The sequence below is a fragment of the Pseudoalteromonas sp. GutCa3 genome (assembly GCF_002836155.1).
GTDB lineage: Bacteria > Pseudomonadota > Gammaproteobacteria > Enterobacterales > Alteromonadaceae > Pseudoalteromonas > Pseudoalteromonas arctica.
This window is the reverse complement of record NZ_PJBK01000011.1, coordinates 49,142-73,448: the sequence shown is the minus strand read 5'-3', so window position 1 is coordinate 73,448 and position 24,307 is coordinate 49,142. Positions and strand designations below refer to the sequence as shown.

Sequence of the window (24,307 nt, the reverse complement as noted above, 5' to 3'; positions counted from 1 at the left end):
AATAGCGCCTTGCAGTGGTGTTAGCTTACAGGTAACATAGCCGCCTTTTTCATCATAGACGAGACATACATGAATTTTTCCTTAGGTCAGCGTTGGATCAGTGATACAGAGTCAGATTTAGGATTAGGCACCGTTGTTGCCATTGAAGGCCGTCAGGTCAGCATATTATTTCCTGCCAGTGGTGAGAGCCGTGTTTATTCTTCGGCAGAAGCACCTGTTACCCGTGTGGCATTTAATCCTGGCGATGTGATCAAAAGCGTTGAAGAATGGGAATTAGAAGTAGAGTCTATTGAAGTACAAGGCGAGTTACTGTGTTATCACGGCACCCGTGTTGATAACGGCGAAACTGCCAAGCTTAAAGAAACCTTTTTAGATCATTTTATTAAGTTTAATAAACCACAAGATCGTTTATTTGCGGGCCAAGTCGATCGTTTTGATCGCTATACACTTCGCTACCAAACGTGGTTACATAAATTTGAACGTGAACAATCGCCTATTAAAGGCTTAATTGGTCAGCGTGCTAATCTTATTCCGCACCAGCTTTATATTGCCCAAGAAGTGGGTAAACGTTTTGCACCACGCGTACTTTTATCAGATGAAGTAGGCCTTGGTAAAACAATTGAAGCGGGCATGATTTTACACCAACAAATTATTAGTGGTCGTGCAAGTCGCGTATTAATAGTTGTACCAGAAAACCTACAACACCAATGGTTAGTAGAAATGCTACGCCGCTTTAACTTACACTTTTCTATTTTTGATGAAGAACGTTGCGACGAAGCGTTTGCAGATTCTCCAAACGTGTTTGATACAGAGCAACTAGTACTTACCAGTCTTGAGTTTTTAACCAAGAAAAAACGCTGGTTTGAACAAGCAACGCTTGCTGATTGGGATTTACTAGTTATAGATGAAGCCCATCACCTAAGTATAAATAACGGCAAGCCAAGCTCAGAGTATCAACGTATGGCAGAGCTTAGCCAAGATATTCCTGGCCTTATTTTACTTACCGCAACGCCTGACCAACTTGGTCACAGCAGCCACTTTGCACGTTTACAGTTACTCGACCCAGATCGTTTTTACGACTACGACGTGTTTAAAGAAGAAGAAGCAAATTATAAAGACGTTGCTGAAGCTGCAAATCAATTACTGCAAGAGCAAGGGCTAGACGACACAGCCAAAGCCACGCTAATTGAGCTATTAAAAGAAACCGATATTACTGATATTCTTGAAAAAGCACAGCAAGGTGATTTACCAGCACGTAAAGAAATACTTAACATGCTGCTCGATCGCCACGGCACAGGTCGTATATTATTCAGAAATAGCCGCAGCGGCATTGATGGCTACCCAAGTCGTAAATTACACGCCTACCCAATGGCATTGCCAAAACAATATAAAACCGCTATGTCGGTACTAGGCAACATGGGTGGCATTCAAAACCCTGAACTAAGTGCACACCGTGCTCTTTTCCCTGAAAAAATATTTCAAGAGTTTGAAGGCGAAAGCGCAAGCTGGGGTTTATTTGACCCACGTGTAGATTGGTTAATCGAAACACTTAAAACGCTTAAGCGCGAAAAAGTACTACTTATATGTGCTAAAGCTGAAACAGCTATCAGTCTTGAGCAAATACTGCGTGAACGCGAAGCAATTAAAGCATCGGTATTCCACGAAGGCATGTCTATTATTGAGCGTGACCGGGCTGCTGCATTTTTTGCAGATGAGTACGATAATGCACAAATATTACTGTGTTCAGAAATTGGCTCAGAAGGTCGTAATTTCCAGTTCTCGCATCACTTAGTACTGTTTGATTTACCACTGAACCCAGATTTACTAGAGCAGCGTATTGGTCGATTAGACCGTATAGGTCAAACGCAAGATGTGAACATTCATGTGCCATATTTTGAAAACACCGCTCAGGAAGTACTGCTACGTTGGTATAACGAAGGTCTAGACGCATTCGAATCTACCTCGTCAACAGGCCAAATGCTTTATAAAGAGTTCCGTGATGATCTACTTGAATATATTTCTGCGCATAACTGCGATGAAGACGAACTCGATCCATTACTTGAGCAAGTAGCACAGCAAAATGCAGTACTGCGTAAAAAAATGGAAAGCGGACGAGATCGTTTACTAGAGCTACATTCATCGGGTCAAGGTGCTGCAGATTCACTTGTAGCTGAAATCGAAAAACTCGACAATCAGTTTGAATTACCAAGCTACATGATCAACGTGTTCGACACATTTGGCGTAAGCCAAGAAGATAAAGGCGAAAATACCATTATCTTAAAGCCGACTGAACATATGTTAAACCCATCATTCCCATCGCTTAAAGAAGACGGTATGACCGTTACCTTTGATCGCGACACGGCACTTTCGCAAGAAGACGTGCACTTTATTAGTTGGGATCACCCAATGGTGCAAGGCACCATGGATATGATTTGTGACGACGACTTTGGTAGCGCATCGGTTGCATTGCTTAAAAACAAAAAGTTACCGCCTGGTACCTTTTTTGTTGAGCTTATTTTTGTTGCAGAAGCAATGGCACCAAAAGTATTACAAGTTGGTCGCTTTTTACCGCCTACACCAATTCGTATATTGCTAGATAAAGCAGGTAATAATTTAGGTGAGAATGTGGCATTTGAAGGCTTTAATCAGCAGTTATCAGCCGTTGGCCGCCAAACAGCAAGTAAACTTGCGGGCGCATTGCAAAGTGCTGTTCACCCTATGATTACTACCGCTAAAGATATGGCACAAGAAAAACTTGAAGTTATTCGTGCAGCGTCGCTTGTTAAAATGCAAACGTCACTCAGTGAAGAGCAAGAACGACTTGTTGCCCTTAAGCAAATTAACCCGAATATTCGCCAAGAAGAAATTACCTTCTACGATAAGCAACGCAACGACCTAACTACGTATATTGAAAAAACGCAGTTACAACTTGATGCAATTCGATTAATAGTGGTTTCACACTAGAGATTTTGGCTTTTAACCGCTAGCCTTTTAAGCTGACTCCAGAGTAAATTTGGAGTCAGCTATTAAAAGCTTAATTAACTAAATAGCTGTATCTTTTTAAACTTCATTTTTAAAACCACGTGTTCTTATTTAGATGTGAGCTAACACTACCTCTTTAGCTTTATACTAAGTCCTTTGTTGTACTGTTGATTTTACTCAACATAGCCGTATCTAAAAACTCAAGCTACGCCCTATACAGCTATTGTTTGAGATAGTTGATAGGTTTATTTTCCCTTGCATAAAGTTGTTTTTTTGTTAACCTACTCGCCTTCCATTTTAGTCTTTTTGAGGTGTTTATGGCGTTTCTATCTCGTTCGATATTGGCGTTGTCCATAGCGCTCTCAAGCAGCAGTGTCTTTGCTCAAGCCCAATGCGATGTTGAATTACGTCATGGTTTAATTATTACTGACGATGCGATTCGCATATTAGATAAAGGCCAGACTCGTGTACAAATTAATAACAATAACCAACTATTTATTCGCGGTTATTGGGTTGATTTAAGCGATGACGAAAGCAAAGTACTCGAACAGTTTAGTAATGGTATTCGCCACACAGTCCCCGAATTAGTAAATCTGGCTACAGATGGTGTTAACTTAGGTTTAAGCGCTATTGAACACGTAGTTGAAGGTATGTCAGACAAAGAACCTGAAGTACTTAAAACACAACTAAAGTATGTAGAGCGCGCGCTAATGGATAAGTTTAAGCGCGGCGATGACTTCTTTTTTATAGCCCCTCAATCACTTTCGCAAATAGATGATTTTTTTACTAAAGAGATCAGCCAGCAAATTCACTCTGCAGTGCATGGATCGTTAGGTGCTATTTTGGTATCACTTGGAGATGCGTTTAAATCGCGCGAAGGTAATATAGAAGATCGTATTAACGACATGGGGCAACGCATGGATATTATCTCAAGAGAAATTGATAAGTCGCTACAAAAAAAGGCGCATCAATTAGAGCTTAAAGCTTCTGAATATTGCGAATGTTTAAATGCACTCGATGTAACCGAGTCTCGCTTACAGGCAATAGTACCTGGTATGGCCGATTACGATTTAGTGCAAATAAAGTCTTAAAGTACGTATTCGTTTTTAGAATAAAATAACACCGAGTATAAATATACTCGGTGTTTTGCTTTATGATTGATTAAATGATTGATTAAATGATTGATTAAATGATTGATTAAAAATAAGCGCTTCTACTTTTTATTCTAAATTGGTGAGCCCGGTGGGATTGGCAGCACTTTAAAGTTGTTTGGCCATTGCCCTTTAATTAAAAACTGATTTACTTGCTCAGCTAAATATTGCTTAAACGCACTCTCGCCAGTACTTGTATGGCTCAGCATTGAGTTTTGGTTAAAGTCTTCACTCAACTTAACTAGGTAGTAACGTAACTGCGCTTGCACTTCAGGGCTTGCACTATCGCTTGCTACTAAATCAGCCATAGCTTTTGCTGTTAAAAATTGCACGCGCTGAGTGATTTTACCTGTCATTGTATTAGGTGATGACACGTTAAACACTTGGCTATATAGATCCTCAAGTAACTCATCTAAACTATAAAAGTCATTACTACGTGCTTGTTGCTGCGCTAGGCGATTTAAACGCTGTGCATTTAATAAAAGCGACAAGCTGTGCTGCACTGCAACCTCGGGTAATGCCATTGCATCGAGCGTTAACCCTGTGCGCCCAACTATGCTCTCGCGCGATTTAGACTCGCCATATGCTTTTGGCGGAATTAGCGATAACACAGATTCAGGAAGTAATAAGTTACTTGGCTTAAGTGTTGCAAAAATAGCGTTTACCGCTTCTTGCTGTGTTTTTTTATTAACGACTTGTGCGCCTTTTACGGGTGAGTCACCGCGTGTTTCGTATTCGTAATCAACACCGGCAATAAGCTTAACCGCAGCCTCAACCTGAAAACGGTGAAACAGATAAAGCGGAACTAGTTTTTCTTCTAATTGCGATAATGAGTCGCCCGTTTTAATATTATTAATACCAAACTGCGAAAGCGCTTTTTTACGTACGTCGAGTACTCTTAAAAGCTCCTGCGAAGGATTAGTGCCGTTATCCCATAAATGAGCTGTTGGATGCGCGCCACCTTTAGCACGAGCGTCGCTATCTGATATAAACTCAAGGCCTTTGGCTTTGTTCTCTTTTAAAATAGCAGCAAGTTCTGCGCTTTCATCTTGGTTAGTAAAATTGCTATAGCCATATTTAATTACTTGGGTATCCCACACGCCCATGCCTGTTGCATAGCCGCGCGTTACATCAAGCTTACCTTGTTCATTAAAACTAAGTAGCGGATGTGGATAATCCATTACTGAGGCTCTATCCCCTACCGATGCTGCAAAGTTATGAGAAATACCTAACGTGTGGCCAATTTCATGTGCGCTTAATTGGCGAATACGATCAAGCGCCATTGCTTGCAAGTTTTTAGCAACTTCATTGCCTTTTAAATAAGGAGCAGCGAGTGCTTCAGCTATTAAAATATCTTGGCGAACACGCAATGAGCCGAGTGTTACATGCCCTTTAAGTATTTCACCTGTACGTGGGTCGATTACCGAACTTCCGTATGACCAACCACGCGTTGCACGGTGTACCCATTGAATGACGTTGTAACGAATATCCATAGGGTCGGCGCTACTTGGCAGCACTTTTACTATAAATGCATTTTTATATCCTGCAGCAGTAAATGCATCGTTCCACCACTTTCCACCTTCAAGCAAAGCGCTTTTAACGGGCTCTGGAACGCCAGGATCAAGGTAATAAACAATTGGTTTAACAGGCTCACTAATAGGTAAGCTTGAATCCTTTTTAGTTAAACGATGGCGCGGTATATAACGCACGTACATAGAGTCACCAAGCGGCGCTGCGTAATCTTTATGCTCTATACTCCAAAAACCTGATTGAGGATTAAACTTGCGCGGCGTGTAATTATCGTCTGGTAATTGAATAAGTGAATGGTGCATGTGTACGGTAAGTGAGTATGGGTCGGCACTTACTTGGCGAACAAATTCACCTGGTTTTGTGCCTTTAAATGTAAGTACGGCTTCAAGCTCGGTGTTTTTTACAAATGCTTTTGAGCGATTCATATAAACGGCGCTACGTGACTCATCAAGGCTAAAGTTACCTTGCTTACGCGCCGCAAGCGTTCGGCTTACGCCGTGTACATCACTTAATAAATAAGGTGTGTAATCAATAAGTGCTGTGGCTTTATCTTCTGCGACCACTTTAAAACCAGCAAGTATACTTGATGCAAACGCCTCTTTAATACTTTGCTGTTCGGCCTTGTTACTTGTGTTGGCACGATAGTAAGTATTTACAGCCCGCAGCATTACTTTGTCGCCAAAACGCTCAAACTGCACAAGGTGAGTATTACCAAGCTGACCTCTATCAAGACCTATGTCGTTAGAGCCAATACCGTAAGGCAAGCTTTGCTGCAGTAAAAATTGCTGTTCAAACTTATCAACTTTTAAATATACTTTTCCGTTTTGGGTATCGTAAAAAAACGAATAATAGCCCGGAAAATGATTCATTTGCGTAGTAAATTCATCAATTGACTTAATTGCTGCGTGCGCTTGAGTTATGATAGAGCACAGCACAGTAAAGAATATGTAACTTAGTAGTGGTATTTTTTTCATAATCTTATCTTTGTTATTTGTGTTTTAAGTACGATTAGGTGGTCCCATTATAGGGTGCTATTTAAACAATACAGTTATTTAAGACGAATTTCAGCGCTCTAAGCTAATCTCTCTCACATTATGATTGGTTTTAACACGTTATCAGGAAAATAGAATGCGTAGACTCCCTCCAGTATTACTTGAAGATGGTTGTTCAAGAGAACTTTTATCATTAATTCGAACAATTTTAGCAGCATGTAAAGAAATTTCGTTTCGCGTTGGTCAAGGCGCGCTTTCTGGCGTATTAGGCTCAACCCTTGATGAAAACATTCAAGGCGAAACTCAAAAAAAGCTCGATGTATTATCTAATCAGCTGTTAAAAGATATTTTACTGGAATCAGGTACTGTTAAAGCAATCGCGTCTGAAGAAGAAGACTACACAGTAGCAGGTAACCCAGACGCTAAATTTATAGTGGCATTTGACCCACTCGATGGCTCGTCAAATACGGATATTAACTCACTTGTGGGTACTATATTTTCTATTATGGAAGCGCCTGAAGGCTCAGACGCTGCTGATCAAAGCATTTTTATGCAGCCCGGCCACAAGCAAGTTGCAGCAGGTTACGTACTTTACGGCCCGTCAACAATGCTTGCGCTGACTACAGGTAAAGGCACGCGCATGTTTACCCTTGATAAAACACAAGGCAGCTTTTTACTTACACAAGATTTTGCCGAAATCCCTGCTGATACAAACGAATTTGCCATTAATACGTCTAACCAACGCCATTGGCAGCCAGCTATGCAAAACTATATCAATGATTTGCTAGCAGGTGATACAGGCCCTCGCGCTAAAAACTTTAATATGCGCTGGATTGCAGCAATGGTGGGCGACGTGCATCGCGTACTTAGCCGTGGTGGTTTATTTACTTACCCTACCGACACTAAAGATCCTAAAAAGCCAAATAAATTACGCCTACTTTACGAAGCAAACCCAATGGCTATGTTAGTAGAGCAAGCTGGCGGCATCGCATCAACCGGTACCGAGCGTATTATGGATATTCAGCCTGATGCAATCCACCAGCGAGTAGCCGTTATTTTAGGTTCTAAAAACGAAGTCGAAACGTGCTTGGGATATCATAAATAATCGCTTAAAACGATTGTCTTCAATTCAAAAAACCGCATTCAATTGAAGTGCGGTTTTTTATTAGGTGAGGTTTTACACTTCGCTTTTTAACCACCAAAGCCACGTTACATGAGCGCGAAATAAATTCGCACCTACAGGGTTGCACATATTGTAGGTGAGGTTTTATACCTCGCTTTTTAAACACCAAAGCCACGTTACATGAGCGCGAAGTAAATTCGCACCTACAAGTTTATGTTCCATATTGTAGGTGAGGTTTTACACCTCGCTTTTTAAACTTTTACTAACGCAACTATTTGAGCAAGCTTTTGATGGTTAAGCTCCCCCATTTGCTCGCTATTACTGAGCGCATAAATAAAACCTTCATGCTCAGCACAATCAATGTCATCTCGCGATTCAATTACGTTTGCCCAAAGCTCTAAATCATCTAAGTCTATTTCGTTACTTAAACAGCGCTTAAGAACATCAATTAAAACCTCGGTTGAGAGAGTATAATGAGTTTTATTGCTATCAGCAGGGCTTGAAACGATAACCGATATAGCTTCGTCCCTTTGCTCACCAAATGTAATAAATTCAGCTAATGCTTTTTGTGTATTCATAATATTTGTTATTCTTGGCTCACTGTTACTAAAAAGAATTATAATGACTCAACTTAACTGCGCTCAATGCCACAGTACTCTAACGTGTAATGTAGACGATATATCAGCGTGTTGGTGCAATGAGCTGCCGGCTATTTTACCGCTTGATATCACAGCAACAAGTTGTTTATGCCGCAAGTGCACGCTTAATAAAATAAATACTTTTTTAAAGGGTGTTTATACACAACCTATTAAAACTCAAATAGACTTTGCAAAACAATTTAGAGATAACGAAAATTTAATTGAAGGGCTCGACTACACCATGCAAAGTGGTTACATGATATTTAGTAAGTGGTTTTTTTTAAAGCGTGGTTCGTGCTGCAAAAATGGTTGTAAAAGTTGCCCTTATGGTTTTAGAAAGTAAAAGCTATTTAATACAAATACGAACAAACATTGGTTTTTACCTTCTCATTTTCTTCTCTTTCACTTCTCCTTGTGAGTAATATTTTTAAATACTGTTATTCACAAAGAGGTTTAGAGACGCTGCGCTTTTAGAGTAAGCGATTGTATAAAAATAGTATTCAAATACGAGTAAGCACTGGTTTTTATCTTCTCATTTTCTTCTCTTTCACTTCTCCTTGTGAATAATATTTTTAAGTACTGTTATTCACAAAGAGGTTTAGAGGCGCTGCGCTTTTAGAGTAAGTTATTGTATAAAAACAGTATTCAAATACGAGTAAGCACTGGTTTTTATCTTCTCATTTTCATCTCTTTCACTTCTCCTTGTGAGTAATATTTTTAAATGCAATTATTCACAAAGAGGTTTTGAGGCGCTGCGCTTTTAACGTGAGCAAGCTTTACATATGCAACATGTCTACTTTTCTCCCGTGGCGATGGGCAATGAATCACTTGCGCCCCACTCACTCCACGAGCCATCATAAACACTTAAATTACTGTAACCACACTCGGTAGCAAATAACGCTAAAACACAGGCTGTAATACCTGAGCCACAGCTAAATTGTAGCTGCTGCGCATCACCGACCACGTCATTAAATATCGCTTTAATTTCAGTAAGTGGTTTTGCTTCACCTTTATTAAGTAAATCCATAAAAGGTAACGATCGACTATTTGGGATATTCCCGCTACGCATACCTTTTCGGGGTTCACTTTCTTCGCCTGTAAAACGTTTATAAGCACGTGCATCTAGCAATACAGTGTTAAGCTCATCGATTGCGTCAACCACTTGTTGGCTATTAATAAAATACTCAGAATTATAGTTTGCCGTAAAATCACCTTTACCTGACGCTTTGCTATAACCTTGTTGTATGGCGTAACCGCTCTCTAACCACTTTTTAAGGCCACCACTGAGTACTTTAACATTGTGATGCCCCATAGCTTTAAACATCCACCACGCTCTTGCTGCACTAAATAAACCGCCATCTTCGTATACAACTATAAACGAGTCGTTATTTACACCTGCATTTTGCATCACGTGGGTAAACTGCTGCTCGCTGCATACCATACTTGGTAAGGGATTTGATCTATCGGCCAATTCGTTTTTTATGTCAAAACGTTTAGCGCTAGGCAGCATTGCTTGCGGCGAATAAGCACCCAAAACACCTGGGCGCAGCATACCTGCATCAAATATCACTAATGCAGGATTATTAAGTTGATCGTGTAATTGCTGACAGCTAATTAGGTTTTTCATTAATTATTTAGCACTACATATTTTGTCTAATACGTTTCTTAATTTTGTACTAGATGTATGAGAGGTATAAGAGAAATAACATATTTCAACATTAAACTTTTTAAAGTCAGCTTCTATTTGGTTCCACTTATCGGTGCCCTTCCAATCATCACCCACGAACATTTTATCAAATTTTAAGTTGTTCCAGGCTTCTTCTTTGTCATAGTTAACCTGGGGAACAACTTCATCAACAAATTTTATTGCTTCAACTATTTCCATACGCTCCTGAAAAGGAATCACTGGCTCTTTATTTTTAGCTGACTTGCTTAACTCATCGGTAGTAATACCCACAATTAAGTAATCACACTCTAATTTGGCTCTTTTCAGAATATTTAAATGACCTATGTGGAATAAGTCAAAAACACCCGTTGTATATCCAATTTTTTTCATTTCTAAAGCCCAATTATAATTTAGAGTTTATAAATCCTTTTAGTAGTTCGATTACATCCAAATACTTTTGTAATAGTTACTTATTTTTTATTAAATATTGAACAATTCTGTTACTTGCTTTACCGTCCATTTTACCCGCTAACTTTTCTGATAAAGACAATCTAATATTAGCTAAGCTTTCTGGTTCAGCCAGTTGTTGTTCAACTAACTTTTTAAGGTTTTTATATTTTTTGGCGTGTATAGCAACATTCGCATACTCACCATAATCTTGATCCATTCGCTTTTTAAAACGATATGAAAATATTCCTTTGTATCCCCACCGCAACTTCAAAAAATCGCACCAAATGACTGGCTTGTTTAACAGAGCAAATTCAAATAAAGCTGATGATGCATCACTAATCAATAAATCTGCTTTATCTAAAAAAGGCACTAACGAATAATCTTCTACTTTTGCTAAATATACATTGGGATACGTTGACCAATGATCTAGCAATTTCACGTGTTTTTTATAACGCTCTTTACTAATAGAAAAGTAATGAGGTTTTATTAAGATGTTGTAATCACCAAAATGTTCCGGCCAATTTTCAGGAAATAACTCTAAGCTGCTTGGATAAAATGTAGGAGCGTATAAAATAGTTTGTTTTTTATTATCAAAGTTAGTTAATTCTAACGTGCCATCAATTTTTTCCTTATTAAAAATAGGGTCTAATTTGCAAAAGCCTACATCAACAAATTCATCATTTGGATACATTGATTTTAAACGGTTTAGTCTGTACTGACCTTCAACAAATCTAACTGTCATTGCTTGACTAGACTTAGTATAGTAACTTGATTTAGGGCCTATTCCATGTCCGAGCTGAGCGCTTTTAGATACTTTATGTAAGCGGTCTAGGTAACAAAAAGAGTTAGCAAAAAAAACCCAATCAGCTTTTTCATTTTCGTAATAAGCAATTGATTGTTGTTGTTCGTTAACCCAGATGTGCTCTAAGTCATAGTCATCTATAACACGCTGGATTAAATGTTCATGGCTATTTTTATAAAATACAAATTTACTTTTGATGCCATTTTTACATAATTCTTTATATACAGGGATATACTGAGGGAGATAGTAAAGACTTTGCGTATCAAAAATTATATTCATATAGGATCACTATTATTTTTTCTTTATATTCTACCTTGAAAGGAGCATAACAAAAACAAAGTGATTACATTTTTATAATTTCACCACGAAGTGGTGCCATTCTAGAGAGAATATCGTTTTGCAAACTATGGCTAATGTTCTGCTCATTCATTGCATTTATAAGTAAATCAACCACATGATTAAAGTCTTTCTCTGTAATATGCATACCTGTATGGATTGCTACCATAGAGTCGCCATCGTATGTACATGGGCCTTCTACTAACATACACATATGAGTAATAAACCCTTGGCGAAAGTACGCTATATTGCTGTGTTCAAAGTAATGAATTATCTGCTCGTCATTACCTATTTGATAGATAAAGCTATCAACAATTCTGCCTATCCCCGCTTTACCATCGAGCTTTTGATAAAGCGATAATTGTGTTGAGCTAGCACAACTACAAAGCAATCCTACGCATACTATAAAAATACCAACGCTTTTCATTACCAATACCCTGTTACCGATAAATACCAACCTGTTTGATCGTCAGCTCCTGCAATGCTTCCTAAATCAAGGTAAGCCGCTGTCACACTTACGTGCTTATTAGGCATCCATGCTACAAATAAGTCTTTCCAATCTTGTTCGCCTAAGTTTAAGTTATTTGATTTTTGACGATACTCAACACCTACGGCGACTTCACGACTAAAAAATATAGCTGTGCTGCCTTCAAATAGCACTTTACCACTACCATTTTCTCCACCGTAGCCAAGCAAACCAAGTTGATTAGCTTCGCTGTATCGTGTAGTTACGTTCCAAAACCAGTTATAACCAGCAATAGCCCCCAAATGTAACTTACTAGCAGCGAGGTAGTAGTCAGTGCCGCTAGTATCTTCTGCGCCTACAAGTGTTGCAATACTGCCATCATCCAGTGATTTATGCTGAATACCTAAGCTAAGTTGTGGCCAATCACTGTAAACAATATCGCCATATAAACGTATTTTAGCACCTGTAATTGACTGCTCTATTTCAGCATCAAGTGCTGGTACATCAAAGCGCTGTTGGGCATAACTGAGCTCAACACGATTAAATAAATTAAGTTGTGCACCACATACGTCAAGTGTGTAGTCGGTTACATCTGCGCGGCTACAAAAGCCATTTACCGAAAATTCGTCATCACTTGCGTACCCAGCAAGTTGTGCCCACGGTACAATACCACCGCCGCCACTGCCTTCAATTTGAGAAACTCCCGGCGTAGCTAGCAGTTTTCCATTGCTTGCAATGCTCGGTACACTAATTATTAAAAACAAACTTGCTAATAAGTATTTAATTTTTTTCATAGTATTCCTCCAGCCATTCTTCTAATAGTTCTGCTTTTAAAGGCCTACTTAAGTAATAGCCTTGTGCATGGTCACACTGCATACCTCTAAGTAAATTTAATGAGCCAAGTGTTTCAACCCCCTCAGCTACAACCGAGAAACCTAGCTGATGCCCCAACGTAATTGATGATTGCACTATAAATTGATCTTTTTGCGATTCATCAAGTTTTAGGATAAAGCACTTATCTAGCTTAAGCTCATCAATCGGTAACATTTTTAATCGACCAAGTGATGTTTGCCCTACACCATAATCATCTAATGATATTTTAACGCCAATTGCCTTTAGGTTTTCGAGCGCTTTAATACCTTTTTCTTCGTTTTCGATCATATCGCGCTCAGTAAGCTCAATAGTGATCAGCTTAGGATCTACTTTGTACTTTTTAAGCGTACGAACTAATGCAGCATGAAAGCCCGGAAATGCTATATCTTGCGCAGATACATTTATTGCAGCCTGTAAGTTTATATTTTTAAACTGCCAATCCGCTACTTGTGCTACAACCGTATTAACAACCCACCCTGTAAGTTCAACAATAAGGCCCGACTGCTCAGCCAAGTCAATAAACAGTTCAGGATTAACCCAACTACCATCTTTTCGCTGCCAGCGAATAAGCGACTCAACTTTATCTATTTTTTGCGTTTTCATGTGTAATTTTGGCTGATAGGTCATAAATAACTGACCATCATCATCACTAATAGCCTGCTTTAATTCATCAAGCATTATTAAGCGCTCTAAGTGCGCCTCGTCTTCACCATTTTGATAATAATGTATGCTCTCTTGTGTGTTTGCAGCACTTTCAACAGCAATTAGCACGCGGCGCATTAAGTCATCACTTGCAATTCCTTGCGTAGGATACTGCACAATGCCCGCACTAAAGCGTAAGTTAATTTTTAGTTTTTGAATGGTGTAGCACGCTTGTAATTGTGCCATTAAGCCAACAATACCGCTTTTGTGTTCGCGCGCTGCCGCAGTCGGAAACACAGTTAAAAACTCATCGCCGCCAATACGAGCATGAAAGCCCCCTAACTCATCCGAAAACTCACTTATTCTGCAAGCAACCGCCTTTAGGCAGTCATCACCAATACGCGGACCGAGCTTATCGTTTATATGGCGAAGACCTTTTATGTCTATTGCAACGAGCGTGTACTCGGCTGATGAATCTAACTCATCATCAAGCACCTCAAGCATGGCTGAGCGGTTATAAAAGCCTGTTAGGGAGTCGTGTCTGGCTTGAAAGCTAATTTGTTGCTCGCGCTGATTAATATCATTACCCATGCTATCAAACGCTGCGACTAGCGTGTCTATTTCGGTACTTTGCCTTCGCCCTTTAAATTCAAATGTATAATTACCTTGTGCAAATTGCCTTGCTATTACAGCTAGTTGAGTAAGTGGCGTAGTTAAATTATTTGCAAATATGCTGCTCGTAATAACACCTACAAACATAGTTAAAATAGCTAAAATAATAAGTGTAAAAAGAAGTTTTTCGAAGTCACTATAACTTTGTGTTAAATCGGCGCTCAGTAAAATAATTATAGGATGGGTCAACAACGATGGTAAATCTATATCTCGGTTACGATACACCAAATACTCACCAAAAAACCGCGAAGTGGTTACGGTACTAAAATAGCTAACAGGTTCAAATTGCTCAGGGCGATTAGCTAATGAACTAATAACAATATCGTCAGCGCTACCTATAAAGCTCACATCCATGCCTGTTAAGCTTTTTAGTTCATGGGCTACATTGTCATCAATTTTAAAACCCACCAAACTATATGCCACTGTACGTGGCGCTCTCACAGGTAATAAAATAATTTGGTAAAGCTCGTTATTTAGCACCACAAAACTAGACTCTTCTGGCGCACTTAAAAGCTCTTCCATTAACGGCTTTAAGTTATGTGCAAAAGCGTCTTCGTCAGTATTGGCGGAAATTAGCTTACCCGATAAATCAAGTAACAGCATTAATTCGGCATCAATACGTTGGCTATGATTAAACAACACACTGCTTATTGTCCCGGCATCCCGCGTTGCTACAGCTTGCTTAAAACCAAAGTCGGAGGTGAGTACTTTTGCTGCGGTTAGTAGTAGGCTTTCTTTTGATTTTAAATATTGCTTATAAACATTTTGCGCTACGGTAATGTCTTGATTTACTTTTTCTTCTTGAAACTTACTCGTAGACCACCAAAAACTAAACAAGCTGACCATAGTGGTTAATAACACTAAGCCAACACATAAAATGGTTATGCGATTTCGTAAACTATTAGTCATTACCAGCCTTAAACTTACTACCAAAGGTATTTCTAGGTGCTGGGGTCGATGTGTTTACTGTTATCTGTAACTGTTTTTGAGAATTAATTGTTATCATTTTTTTATTCTCCAATGGCGCTGTTTGTAAAGGGTGCCACACACTCACTTGTGCAGGCAGCGTATTAATAGGCAAACTAACATAGCCTTTTTTATCTGTTTTATATACGGATTCACTACTCGCTACATAGATATAGCCAACCATAGAGTCATGAATATTACACCCTAAAACAACAACCCCTTGTTGCTCAAACGTAATGGGCTCTTTTGGTTGCCCTGAATATAATCTTAGTTGAAAAGGCTTAGCTTGTGAAAAAGAATAAACATGATGGCGAATATTATCGCTGTTAGGAAAGTTAACTTTTTGACCCTGTTGTACAACTAATAATTCGGGTAAAAACTGCTTATGGACTTGATCCATTATAGCAATGGGCAAATTTGATGGTGTGGCTTGTTTGTCAGCAATATTAAGCTCAACCACTGCACCTGATAACTTTTGGCCGTGCTGATCTTCTATTACTAATTCAATATTCGCACTTAAAGCAAACTGACTAAAAAACAAACCTATAGCTAAAAAGTAATGACTTTTAGCAAACTTTTGAAATGCCCGTTCAAACATAACAACACCTAAATATTAATGTTAGGTTAAGTTAATTAGAGACGAGCACTAATTGCAAGAATTATAGCCCAGTAACTAAAAATAAAGACTTAGTTACTGGCTTTGTTAGCACTTAAGTGCTGCTATTTAACAATTAATCCGTAATCGTTATCTAAAATAGTAATTACTTCTTGGCGAGGATTCTCTGGGATCACAATATCTTTACCTACAATTTTGCTCGCTATGCCAACATAGGTATTTGACACTTCAAGCATTACTGATTCTGGTAAAATATAATCTTTTGCTAATTGCTCACGCTCACTCATGCGATCTTTATTTAATAATACGTCGCTCTCTGGCACATTATTAATAAGTAATTGGCGAAAACCTTCTTTAGAATTTTCAACAATTTTACCATTTTTGTATGCTTCTTCATCCCAAATACGTGACGAATCAGGCGTGCCTACTTCATCAATATATATAAGCTGTTGCGCGCCATTTAAATCCTCTACATAACCAAACTCAAATTTTGTATCTACAAAAATTTGGTTAAGCTTCGCTAGCTCATCACTAATTAATTTAAAACCTTCAACTAACAGTTTTTCGTATTTGGTTACGTCATCTGCCGATTTAAAGTTAAATACATCTAAGTTATTAGTAATGTTAGCGCGAGTAATATTTACATCATCAACTGGCGGAATATCAGCAACGCCTTCAATAATACCTTTTGTTGATGGCGTAATTAAAACGTTATCAAGCTTTTGGTTCGCTTTTAAGCCTTCTGGCAAGTCAATACCACAAAAGTTACGTATGCCTTTAGCGTAGTCACGCCACATGCTACCCGTAATATATTGGCGAGCAATTGCCTCTACTTTTACTGTACTGGCTTTGCGTACAATCCACACATACGGATGTGGAATATCAACAATATGATTGCCCGCAAGACCCGCTTTATCAAATAACTTAAACCAATGGGCTGCAACTGAGTTTAGCGCTATACCTTTACCTGGTACGCCATTTAAACCGTTTTCGCCTTGCCAAATGCAATCAAATGCAGAAATTCGGTCTGAAATAACCATAATCGCAAGCTCAGTACCTGTCGGTACTTGGTAGCCTTTGTCTTTAATTAATCGTGCGCTGTCTTCATCAGTTAACCAATAAACTGAACGAACTTTACCGCTGTGTACTTCACCTTTGGTACGAATGGGTAAATCATCGTTTACGTCTAAAACTTTATAGCTAGTCATGCTATCTCCGGGGTTAGGGATGCTCTTTGAGCAAAGTATGGTATGGGGTTATATGGGCTGTATAATAATCTAGCCAACCTCAAAGCTCAATCGGATGCTTAAAACAAATAAAGGCATATATTTATAAGCGAGTCGCAATGGGGTAAACTTAATGTGCCAACCAGCCTGAGGAGATAGCTTGAACTACTTAACTGCCACTAAAAATAAAAAATACTTGATGTATATTTCTCAAAATTATTCATATGCTATTTTGAGGCCTATTCAGGCTGCAATATTAGCTCATGGTGGTGAAGTGCGCTGGTTTTTACAAGGTTTGGCAGTCAATCCTAATTTTTTAAAAAAAGAAGAAAAACGGCTTAATACAATAGAAGATATTCACGAATGGAAACCCGATGCAACGTTTGCACCGGCTAATTTAATACCCACTTTTTTCCCTGGTATCAAAGTAGGTGTGTTTCATGGCTTTGATGCAGGTAAGCTAGATAAAAAAGGGAATAACGATCATCTTAAAGCTAGAGGTTGTTTCGACCTGTATTGTACACAAGGCCCAAATACAACAATCCCATTTAAAGCCTTACAAAGAAAACTAGGCTATTTCAAGGTAACAGAAACTGGCTGGCCTCCTCTTGACCGATTATTTGATGGCATCACCGAAACGCCTTATACAAATAAATCAGACACCCGACCAACCTTATTAATCTGCTCTACATTTTCAAAGCGACTATCGCTTGCACCAAAGCTATATGAGCAAATAAAACATTTTAGTGAAACCGGAAAATGGCGAATTTTAATGCAATTTCATCCAAAAATGCCAACTGAATTGGTAAGCAAATATAAGGCATTAAGCAATCAAAATTTAACGTTTATTGAGACCGACGACGTAGTCCCTTTATTAAAATCAGCCGATGTTATGTTATGCGATACATCATCAGTACTTTTAATGTTTTTAGTCCAACGAAAACCTGTGGTCACCTTTTGTAATAATGCTCCTGAGGAACACCTACTTAATGTAACAGACCCTAATAAAGTTGAAGAAGCCTTAGAGCAGGCTTTCACGTACCCTAAAACACTTATGAAAAACATTGAAAACTATTGCCAAGAGCTTCATCCATATACTGATGGGCAGTCGAGTGAACGCGTAGTTGCTGCAACAAATGAGTTTTTATTAAGTGAAGATAAACTAAAACCTAAGCCATTTAATATTATTAGGCAATTTAAAACGCGCAGAAACCTCAATTATTGGAAATGGTAAAATAAAGTAATGATCAACCTAAAAAACGTAACTTTTAAGTGGCATAAAAGCGATAGCTCACCCACGCTCAACATAAAAGAGTTAGTTATAGAAAAAGGTGAGCATATTTTTTTACACGGTCCTAGTGGCTCAGGTAAATCGACATTGTTAGCGATTCTTGCTGGTATTAATACAGCCACCAGCGGTGAGGTATCAATTTTAGACCAAAACCTAACTACATTAAGCAATACTACCCGTGATGTTTTTAGAGCGGATCACATTGGCTACATTTTTCAAAACTTTAACCTGCTTCCTTATTTAACTCCTATTGAAAATATAACGCTTGGGTGTGAGTTTTCAAAAAGTCGAAAACAAAAAATATTAAAGCAATCATCAAATAAAAACTCTGCCTTACAAAAAGAAGCGATGCGGTTATTAAATGCTTTAGGCCTTACTGCGCAGTATCACCATAAAGATGTAGCGACATTGAGTATTGGACAGCAACAGCGCGTTGCTGCAGCTCGCGCATTTATAGGCAGCCCTGAATTAATAATTGCTGATGAGCCCACCTCTGCACTCGATACAAATAACCGTGAGAGCTTTATAAAGCTACTGTTTGAACAAGCAAAGTTATCTAATAGTACGCTGGTATTTGTGAGCCACGATGAAACACTAAAGCCTTTATTTGACCGCTCCATTGACCTTATAAGCTTGCAGGAACAAGTATGATTCTCGCTAAACTTGCTTACAAAAGCTTATTAAACCGCCGCGCAAGTGTACTGCTTACATTATTTACTATCGCAATTAGTGTAATGTTACTTTTAAGTATTGAGCGTGTACGAATTGATGCTAAAAGTAGTTTTAGTAATACTATTTCGGGCACTGATTTAATTGTTGGTGCGCGTACCGGCGACATACAGTTGCTGCTTTCGTCAGTATTTAGAATTGGCCATACTAATAACGGCGTAAGCTGGAAAAGTTATGAATACATAACAAGTCAGCGAGGCGTAAAATGGAGCATACCTATAAGCCTAGGCGACAGCCATAAAGGCCAAGCGGTACTAGGCACAACACTTGATTACTTTAGCCATTATCGCTTTGCAAAAAAACAAAATTTAACCTTTAACAAAGGCCACCCTTTTGCTGCAATTAACGAAGTGGTGCTAGGTAGTGAAGTTGCAAATAAATTAGGTTATAAACTTAACGACTCTATTGTTATATCGCACGGTATGGGGAACACCAGCTTTCATCATCATGACGATAACCCATTTAAAGTCGTCGGTATTTTAAACCCTACTGGCACGCCTGTTGATAAAACGCTGCATATTCCTTTGGCTGCAATCGATTTAATTCACGGCGGTAAAGCTAGCCTTGAGCATGAGCATGAGCATGAGCATGAGCATGAGCATGAGCATGAGCATGAGCATGAGCATGAGCATGACGAAGATAACAGCCTAGCTGGTCACCCTAAGCAAATTACAGCATTTTTAATGGGATTTAATTCGCCTTTGTACACATTACAAATTAGGCGCAATATAAATCAATATAAGCCAGAAGCCCTGCTTGGCATTATGCCAACCGTAACACTTAAAGAGTTATGGGAAATGCTCGCCATAGTAGAAAAAATACTTTTGCTATTCTCAGCTGTTGTCGTGTTAGTAAGCCTACTTGGCATGCTAACGACATTGCTTGCAAATTTAAGTCAGCGTCGTCGCGAACTTGCTATATTACGTTCGGTAGGCGCTCGCCCTTGGCATTTATTTACACTTATAAGTATTGAGTCACTACTGACTACTTTACTTGGTTGCCTAGTAGGTAGTGTGCTTTACTATTTAGTTATTTTTTCAGCCGGCGGTTACTTACAAAGCCATGCCGGTATAAGCGTAAATATCACAATACTCTCTTACTATGAACTGGGCTTAATCGGCGTTATTATGGCAGCCGGTTTTATTATTGGCTTAATACCCGCTACTCGCGCTTATTTTTATTCACTCAGCGATGGTATGAGTATAAAAGCATAATTTTTAGGTATTTTATGACATTTTTTAAAACAGCTTTTCAGTACATTGCTGCTATTGGCTTATTATTTGTAAGCGTAGCGAGTTATGCTAATCCACCAAAAGAAATTTTTTGGGAAGACTTAATCCCTAAAAACCACGTGCAAATAGACACTCAAGCACAAGCTAATCACGAAGGTAGTGATCAAAACTGGGTGCAACCCGATTTAGATGCTCCAGTGGTAAAGGCACTTGATGGCCAATCGGTGAGTTTGCCTGGTTTTGTTGTGCCACTTGAGGGCGATAGCGAAGTAATTACCGAGTTTTTACTCGTTCCTTATTTTGGCGCCTGTATACACGTACCACCGCCACCGCCAAATCAAATAGTCCATGTAACAATTAAAGGTGGAGTACCAATAGATAGCCTATACGACGCAATTGTTGTAACTGGAATAATAAGTACTGAAACATGGTCGGGCGAAATAGCGCAGGTAGGATATAAAATGAAAGCGGTCGGTGTAGCACCGTTCGAGCTTTAAAATATAGGGCCCGCTTTTAAAGCTGGCCCTTAAATATCATTAAATTTAGAATCGATAAAATTTAAATAACTAGGGCGTGTTGATCTTTGTGGATTGAAATTTGTTCAATCTAGGGGCGATTTAATCGCGGCGCGAGGCTTGTAACCTAGCGGGCTAAGTAAAAATCGAGCAACAAAGAGTTAATCGCCCCTAGAAAGAACCCAAAGGGCAGCGCATGTTTGGCATTTATGCTGCGTTATCGCCAATTTATGGGGAATAACCACACTACATAGGCTCTGCCTTGCCTAAATACCAAACAGTCTGCTGCAAAATCAATCACGAAAGGTCAACACGCCCTAGATAACTACTTTTGGCAATTTGAGCAAAAAATAGTACTGCGCTGCCCCAATCTAATTTCTTCCAATTCATTTTCACACGTCATACATGGCTTGCCTTTGCGCCCATATACTAATAACTCTTGAGCAAAATACCCAGGCTTACCATCACTTTGTGCAAAGTCTTTAAGCGTTGTACCACCTTGCATAATGGCCGCAGCAAGCGTGTCTTTTATAATAGGGATAAGTGCTTGATAACGTTTGAGCGATACTTTTCCCGCTTCTCGCTTTGGATGTATACCCGCTTTAAATAACGATTCATTCGCGTAAATATTACCAACACCAACCACCACTGCGTTATCCATAATAAATTGCTTTACGGGTACTTTTTTATTGCGCGATTGTTCGTACACGCGTTTAGCAAAAAAATCATCGGTAAGCGGCTCAGGGCCTAGCTTAGAGAGTAGCTTATGCACTTCACCTGGCTCTTGCCATAAGCAGCAACCAAAGCGACGAGGATCGTTTAAGCGCAGTGCTTTACCGTTGCCAAAAATAAACTCTACGTGGTCATGCTTTTTAAGCGGCTCACTTTTATCTACAACACGTAAATTACCTGACATACCCAAATGTAAAATAGTGCTCCCAAGCTCACAGTGCAAAAGTAAGTATTTAGCTCGTCGTTCAATACTAGTAACAATTAGCCCTTCAAGTTGATACACGTCATCTGGCACTGGCCAGCGCATACTGGCATTGTAAATATTTACCTTTGTAACAACTTGGTTTTGTACGTGGGGAGTGATGCCCATTCGGCTCACTTCTACCTCTGGTAATTCAGGCATTAATTAGACTCACTTTGTGAAAAATCAAAACTAGGAAATAACTGCTGTGCAGTTTTCAAATCGAGTGCGAGTATTCGTTGGCTACTCTTTTCGAGTAAGTAATATTGCCCATCGCCTTTATAAAGCAAATAAACCCAAGGTAAACTCTCGCCAGCCAACTCAAATGTAGCAACATATAAAGGCGCATTAGGATTAAAAACAACAGATTCGTTAACGCCCATTAATTGCGCGCTTTGCCATTGGTTAATTAAATCACTAAGTTGCTGCTCAGATGCTTGCCACACAAGCGGTATGTCTTTTTGTAGTGGGGTTGTACGCCAGCTTGTTCCTATTCGCTCAATTTTTTGATCAACAAATTGCAGTGTCAGTACAAAACTTTGCTGGGGGAGTACGGCTTGTAATGTTGGTTTATCCTCCCCTCCCAAAAGTTGCTTATGCCAGCCATTTAAGAAGAAGATCATAATCAACATCGAAAATATTATAACGTTGTTCCAACCTTTACGGCCCAGTCGCATATTAATACACCTAGTAAATTCAAGATTTTAAAGTGTAACTAAAACTTAATTGCGCTGTCTATATGTTAAAGGCCGCAGACTTTGTTAGAATATCGGCAAATTTAAAGGAGTTCCGTCAATGTCTATGTATGTAGTGGGCCATAAAATCCCAGATTCAGATTCTATTTGTGGTGCAATTGCACTGGCTTATTTAAAAAACCAAATCGATGAGCCTGCAATTCCAACTCGTCTTGGTGAAATTTCACCTGAAACTCAATTTATCCTTGATAAATTTGGCTTCGAAGCACCAGAGCTTAAATTAAGCTACGCGGGTGAAGATGTGTATATTGTAGATCACACAGAAAAAACACAAGCACCCGATGATATCGACCAAGCTCGCGTTGTTGGCGTGGTAGATCACCACAAATTAGGTGACTTAACATCATCTACTCCGCTTGAATGTTGGATTCGTCCTGTTGGTTGTTCAAACACCATTATTAAAATGATGTACGACTTCTACAGCGTAGAAATCCCTAAAGACATCGCGGGTATTATGATGTGTGCAATTTTAAGCGACACAGTCATATTTAAATCACCAACATGTACCACTGCCGATATTAAATGTGTTGAAGCGCTAGCTGAAATTGCAGGCATCGAAGACTTTAAAGAATTGGGTATGGATATGTTCCGCGTTAAATCTGCGGTAGAAGACACACCAGCACGTGATTTAGTAATGCGTGACTTTAAAGATTTCAACATGAACGGTAACCTGGTAGGCATTGGCCAACTAGAAGTAATCGACCTTGCTGTTTTTGACGATATTAAAGCAGACCTTGCAGCCGATATTGCTAAGCTAAAAGTTGAGGGTAATCGCCACTCTGTATTTTTACTGCTTACCGATATAATGAAAGAAGGCTCAGAAATGCTAATTGTATCTGACGATGCAAACTTAGTTGAGCAGGCTTACGGTGTAAAACCAGAGAATGATAAAGTATGGTTAGATGGTGTACTGAGCCGTAAAAAGCAAGTAGTACCACCACTACAAGATGCATTCACAAAAATCTAATGATACCAGTTTTATTAAAAACATGATTATTTTATCGCATTAAATAGCTCACTAATTTAATGCTATTGGTATAACGTTTTTTGATTTAAAAGCCTTGTTGGTTATGCCAACGAGGTTTTTTTATATCAATTCACTAATCATATTTTTAAAAACAAAAAACCCAGCCTAAGCTGGGTTTTTAAATTCTAAAAGAACTAAAATTACTTAATTTTAGCTTCTTTAAAAAGAACATGTTTACGAATCTTTGGATCAAACTTTTTGATTTCCATCTTCTCAGGCATGTTACGTTTGTTTTTGTCAGTAGTGTAGAAAAAACCAGTACCGGCAGTTGAAACTAAACGGATTTTATCGCGCATGATTCAGATCCTTAAACTTTAACGCCGCGAGCACGGATTTCTGTAAGAACCGTGTCGATGCCTTTTTTATCGATAATACGCATACCTTTAGTAGTAGTGCGTAATGTTACAAAACGTTTTTCACTTTCAACCCAAAAACGGTGTGTTTGTAGGTTAGGTAGGAAACGACGTCTAGTCGCGTTTCTCGCGTGTGAACGGTGATTACCAACCGCAGGACGCTTACCTGTAACTTGACATACTTTAGACATGTCTATATATCTCCAATAACTTCGCTCGAGCTTAATTTAATCTAAGGCCGTGTATTTCCGCCCTAGAGATAAATCGAAGGGCGCTCTTTATACAGCTTTTACAGGCAAAG

At 39.0% G+C, this 24,307-nt stretch carries 23 protein-coding genes; 9 read left to right on the top strand and 14 right to left on the bottom strand.

The window, feature by feature from the left end:
- The first annotated feature begins 69 nt into the window (after positions 1-69).
- Together rapA and CXF64_RS00360 are read left to right on the top strand one after the other, a co-directional pair.
- Positions 70-2,964 (top strand): RNA polymerase-associated protein RapA, encoded by a 2,895-nt coding sequence (rapA, locus tag CXF64_RS00365; RefSeq protein ID WP_101216015.1) that lies wholly within the window; start codon positions 70-72, stop codon positions 2,962-2,964.
- Positions 2,965-3,299: 335 nt separating this feature from the next.
- Complete coding sequence (locus CXF64_RS00360; RefSeq protein ID WP_007581974.1) at positions 3,300-4,073, top strand: YggN family protein; 774 nt, start codon at positions 3,300-3,302, stop codon at positions 4,071-4,073.
- 134 nt (positions 4,074-4,207) lie between these two features.
- Here the strand turns inward: CXF64_RS00360 and CXF64_RS00355 are convergent, their stop codons facing one another.
- Complete coding sequence (locus tag CXF64_RS00355) at positions 4,208-6,637, bottom strand: zinc-dependent metalloprotease (RefSeq protein WP_101216014.1); 2,430 nt, start codon at positions 6,635-6,637, stop codon at positions 4,208-4,210.
- A 154-nt stretch (positions 6,638-6,791) separates the two neighbouring features.
- Here CXF64_RS00355 and CXF64_RS00350 point away from each other — a divergent pair, with 154 nt between their 5' ends.
- Positions 6,792-7,760 (top strand): class 1 fructose-bisphosphatase, encoded by a 969-nt coding sequence (locus CXF64_RS00350; RefSeq protein WP_033038639.1) that lies wholly within the window; start codon positions 6,792-6,794, stop codon positions 7,758-7,760.
- A gap of 269 nt (positions 7,761-8,029) precedes the next feature.
- Here the strand turns inward: CXF64_RS00350 and CXF64_RS00345 are convergent, their stop codons facing one another.
- Positions 8,030-8,356: a hypothetical protein gene (locus CXF64_RS00345; protein ID WP_039488300.1), complete on the bottom strand. Its 327-nt coding sequence runs from the start codon at positions 8,354-8,356 to the stop codon at positions 8,030-8,032.
- A 43-nt stretch (positions 8,357-8,399) separates the two neighbouring features.
- Here CXF64_RS00345 and CXF64_RS00340 point away from each other — a divergent pair, with 43 nt between their 5' ends.
- A complete protein-coding gene (locus CXF64_RS00340; protein ID WP_101216013.1) occupies positions 8,400-8,759 on the top strand; it encodes a DUF5522 domain-containing protein in 360 nt (119 codons plus the stop codon).
- Positions 8,760-9,209: 450 nt separating this feature from the next.
- Here the strand turns inward: CXF64_RS00340 and CXF64_RS00335 are convergent, their stop codons facing one another.
- From CXF64_RS00335 to CXF64_RS00300, 8 genes are all read right to left on the bottom strand, one after another.
- Positions 9,210-10,043 (bottom strand): sulfurtransferase, encoded by an 834-nt coding sequence (locus CXF64_RS00335; RefSeq protein ID WP_101216012.1) that lies wholly within the window; start codon positions 10,041-10,043, stop codon positions 9,210-9,212.
- 3 nt (positions 10,044-10,046) lie between these two features.
- The gene (locus CXF64_RS00330) at positions 10,047-10,472 is read right to left on the bottom strand and encodes an adenylyltransferase/cytidyltransferase family protein (protein WP_004335499.1); all 426 of its coding nucleotides are present in this window, start codon (positions 10,470-10,472) and stop codon (positions 10,047-10,049) included.
- A 76-nt stretch (positions 10,473-10,548) separates the two neighbouring features.
- On the bottom strand, positions 10,549-11,613 hold the full coding sequence (locus tag CXF64_RS00325) for a CDP-glycerol glycerophosphotransferase family protein (RefSeq protein WP_024592822.1): 1,065 nt from the start codon (positions 11,611-11,613) through the stop codon (positions 10,549-10,551).
- Positions 11,614-11,677: 64 nt separating this feature from the next.
- The gene (locus CXF64_RS00320; protein WP_007581961.1) at positions 11,678-12,097 is read right to left on the bottom strand and encodes a group I truncated hemoglobin; all 420 of its coding nucleotides are present in this window, start codon (positions 12,095-12,097) and stop codon (positions 11,678-11,680) included.
- Entirely contained in the window at positions 12,097-12,930 is an 834-nt protein-coding gene (locus CXF64_RS00315) for a DUF3034 family protein (protein ID WP_024606990.1), read from the bottom strand. Before CXF64_RS00315 ends, CXF64_RS00320 begins: the two co-directional genes overlap by 1 nt.
- Positions 12,917-15,232 (bottom strand): bifunctional diguanylate cyclase/phosphodiesterase, encoded by a 2,316-nt coding sequence (locus tag CXF64_RS00310; protein WP_101216011.1) that lies wholly within the window; start codon positions 15,230-15,232, stop codon positions 12,917-12,919. Before CXF64_RS00310 ends, CXF64_RS00315 begins: the two co-directional genes overlap by 14 nt.
- A complete protein-coding gene (locus tag CXF64_RS00305) occupies positions 15,225-15,887 on the bottom strand; it encodes a methylamine utilization protein (RefSeq protein ID WP_101163688.1) in 663 nt (220 codons plus the stop codon). The genes CXF64_RS00310 and CXF64_RS00305 overlap by 8 nt, the downstream gene beginning before the upstream one ends.
- 122 nt (positions 15,888-16,009) lie before the next feature.
- A complete protein-coding gene (locus tag CXF64_RS00300; RefSeq protein ID WP_101216010.1) occupies positions 16,010-17,113 on the bottom strand; it encodes a phosphoribosylaminoimidazolesuccinocarboxamide synthase in 1,104 nt (367 codons plus the stop codon).
- Between the two features lie 178 nt (positions 17,114-17,291).
- On the opposite strand from CXF64_RS00300, the gene CXF64_RS00295 reads away from it, so the two are divergent.
- From CXF64_RS00295 to CXF64_RS00280, 4 genes are read left to right on the top strand one after another with little or no spacing between them, the layout of a single operon-like run.
- Positions 17,292-18,365, top strand: a complete 1,074-nt coding sequence (locus tag CXF64_RS00295) for a CDP-glycerol glycerophosphotransferase family protein (RefSeq protein ID WP_024590650.1) — start codon at positions 17,292-17,294, stop codon at positions 18,363-18,365.
- A 9-nt stretch (positions 18,366-18,374) separates the two neighbouring features.
- Positions 18,375-19,073, top strand: a complete 699-nt coding sequence (locus CXF64_RS00290) for an ABC transporter ATP-binding protein (protein ID WP_024590649.1) — start codon at positions 18,375-18,377, stop codon at positions 19,071-19,073.
- The gene (locus CXF64_RS00285; RefSeq protein ID WP_101216009.1) at positions 19,070-20,365 is read left to right on the top strand and encodes an ABC transporter permease; all 1,296 of its coding nucleotides are present in this window, start codon (positions 19,070-19,072) and stop codon (positions 20,363-20,365) included. The genes CXF64_RS00290 and CXF64_RS00285 overlap by 4 nt, the downstream gene beginning before the upstream one ends.
- 14 nt (positions 20,366-20,379) lie before the next feature.
- Complete coding sequence (locus tag CXF64_RS00280) at positions 20,380-20,880, top strand: DUF3299 domain-containing protein (protein ID WP_101216008.1); 501 nt, start codon at positions 20,380-20,382, stop codon at positions 20,878-20,880.
- A gap of 343 nt (positions 20,881-21,223) precedes the next feature.
- Here CXF64_RS00280 and mutM read toward each other — a convergent pair whose 3' ends face one another.
- Together mutM and CXF64_RS00270 are read right to left on the bottom strand one after the other, a co-directional pair.
- Positions 21,224-22,033 carry a bifunctional DNA-formamidopyrimidine glycosylase/DNA-(apurinic or apyrimidinic site) lyase gene (mutM, locus tag CXF64_RS00275; protein ID WP_007581941.1) on the bottom strand — a complete coding sequence of 270 codons (810 nt, stop codon included), beginning with the start codon at positions 22,031-22,033 and terminating at the stop codon, positions 21,224-21,226.
- On the bottom strand, positions 22,033-22,548 hold the full coding sequence (locus tag CXF64_RS00270; protein ID WP_007581940.1) for a hypothetical protein: 516 nt from the start codon (positions 22,546-22,548) through the stop codon (positions 22,033-22,035). The genes mutM and CXF64_RS00270 overlap by 1 nt, the downstream gene beginning before the upstream one ends.
- A 118-nt stretch (positions 22,549-22,666) precedes the next feature.
- On the opposite strand from CXF64_RS00270, the gene CXF64_RS00265 reads away from it, so the two are divergent.
- A complete protein-coding gene (locus tag CXF64_RS00265; protein WP_101216007.1) occupies positions 22,667-23,593 on the top strand; it encodes a manganese-dependent inorganic pyrophosphatase in 927 nt (308 codons plus the stop codon).
- A gap of 200 nt (positions 23,594-23,793) precedes the next feature.
- On the opposite strand, the gene rpmG is transcribed toward CXF64_RS00265, so the two are convergent.
- Both rpmG and rpmB read right to left on the bottom strand, forming a co-directional pair.
- Complete coding sequence (gene rpmG, locus CXF64_RS00260) at positions 23,794-23,949, bottom strand: 50S ribosomal protein L33 (RefSeq protein WP_004335545.1); 156 nt, start codon at positions 23,947-23,949, stop codon at positions 23,794-23,796.
- A gap of 11 nt (positions 23,950-23,960) precedes the next feature.
- Entirely contained in the window at positions 23,961-24,197 is a 237-nt protein-coding gene (rpmB, locus tag CXF64_RS00255) for a 50S ribosomal protein L28 (RefSeq protein ID WP_004335549.1), read from the bottom strand.
- Between the last annotated feature and the right edge of the window lie 110 nt (positions 24,198-24,307).

What these genes read in the sequence shown, in the direction of transcription:
- CXF64_RS00300 (WP_101216010.1), bottom strand. Translation starts at nt 17,113, where the DNA reads ATGACTAGCTATAAAGTTTTAGACGTAAACGATGATTTACCCATTCGT.
- CXF64_RS00310 (WP_101216011.1), bottom strand. Translation starts at nt 15,232, where the DNA reads ATGACTAATAGTTTACGAAATCGCATAACCATTTTATGTGTTGGCTTA.
- CXF64_RS00265 (WP_101216007.1), top strand. Translation starts at nt 22,667, where the DNA reads ATGTCTATGTATGTAGTGGGCCATAAAATCCCAGATTCAGATTCTATT.
- CXF64_RS00290 (WP_024590649.1), top strand. Translation starts at nt 18,375, where the DNA reads ATGATCAACCTAAAAAACGTAACTTTTAAGTGGCATAAAAGCGATAGC.
- CXF64_RS00270 (WP_007581940.1), bottom strand. Translation starts at nt 22,548, where the DNA reads ATGCGACTGGGCCGTAAAGGTTGGAACAACGTTATAATATTTTCGATG.
- CXF64_RS00280 (WP_101216008.1), top strand. Translation starts at nt 20,380, where the DNA reads ATGACATTTTTTAAAACAGCTTTTCAGTACATTGCTGCTATTGGCTTA.
- CXF64_RS00335 (WP_101216012.1), bottom strand. Translation starts at nt 10,043, where the DNA reads ATGAAAAACCTAATTAGCTGTCAGCAATTACACGATCAACTTAATAAT.
- CXF64_RS00340 (WP_101216013.1), top strand. Translation starts at nt 8,400, where the DNA reads ATGACTCAACTTAACTGCGCTCAATGCCACAGTACTCTAACGTGTAAT.
- rpmG (WP_004335545.1), bottom strand. Translation starts at nt 23,949, where the DNA reads ATGCGCGATAAAATCCGTTTAGTTTCAACTGCCGGTACTGGTTTTTTC.
- rapA (WP_101216015.1), top strand. Translation starts at nt 70, where the DNA reads ATGAATTTTTCCTTAGGTCAGCGTTGGATCAGTGATACAGAGTCAGAT.
- CXF64_RS00330 (WP_004335499.1), bottom strand. Translation starts at nt 10,472, where the DNA reads ATGAAAAAAATTGGATATACAACGGGTGTTTTTGACTTATTCCACATA.
- CXF64_RS00305 (WP_101163688.1), bottom strand. Translation starts at nt 15,887, where the DNA reads ATGTTTGAACGGGCATTTCAAAAGTTTGCTAAAAGTCATTACTTTTTA.
- rpmB (WP_004335549.1), bottom strand. Translation starts at nt 24,197, where the DNA reads ATGTCTAAAGTATGTCAAGTTACAGGTAAGCGTCCTGCGGTTGGTAAT.
- CXF64_RS00350 (WP_033038639.1), top strand. Translation starts at nt 6,792, where the DNA reads ATGCGTAGACTCCCTCCAGTATTACTTGAAGATGGTTGTTCAAGAGAA.
- CXF64_RS00345 (WP_039488300.1), bottom strand. Translation starts at nt 8,356, where the DNA reads ATGAATACACAAAAAGCATTAGCTGAATTTATTACATTTGGTGAGCAA.
- CXF64_RS00355 (WP_101216014.1), bottom strand. Translation starts at nt 6,637, where the DNA reads ATGAAAAAAATACCACTACTAAGTTACATATTCTTTACTGTGCTGTGC.
- CXF64_RS00320 (WP_007581961.1), bottom strand. Translation starts at nt 12,097, where the DNA reads ATGAAAAGCGTTGGTATTTTTATAGTATGCGTAGGATTGCTTTGTAGT.
- CXF64_RS00325 (WP_024592822.1), bottom strand. Translation starts at nt 11,613, where the DNA reads ATGAATATAATTTTTGATACGCAAAGTCTTTACTATCTCCCTCAGTAT.
- CXF64_RS00315 (WP_024606990.1), bottom strand. Translation starts at nt 12,930, where the DNA reads ATGAAAAAAATTAAATACTTATTAGCAAGTTTGTTTTTAATAATTAGT.
- mutM (WP_007581941.1), bottom strand. Translation starts at nt 22,033, where the DNA reads ATGCCTGAATTACCAGAGGTAGAAGTGAGCCGAATGGGCATCACTCCC.
- CXF64_RS00285 (WP_101216009.1), top strand. Translation starts at nt 19,070, where the DNA reads ATGATTCTCGCTAAACTTGCTTACAAAAGCTTATTAAACCGCCGCGCA.
- CXF64_RS00360 (WP_007581974.1), top strand. Translation starts at nt 3,300, where the DNA reads ATGGCGTTTCTATCTCGTTCGATATTGGCGTTGTCCATAGCGCTCTCA.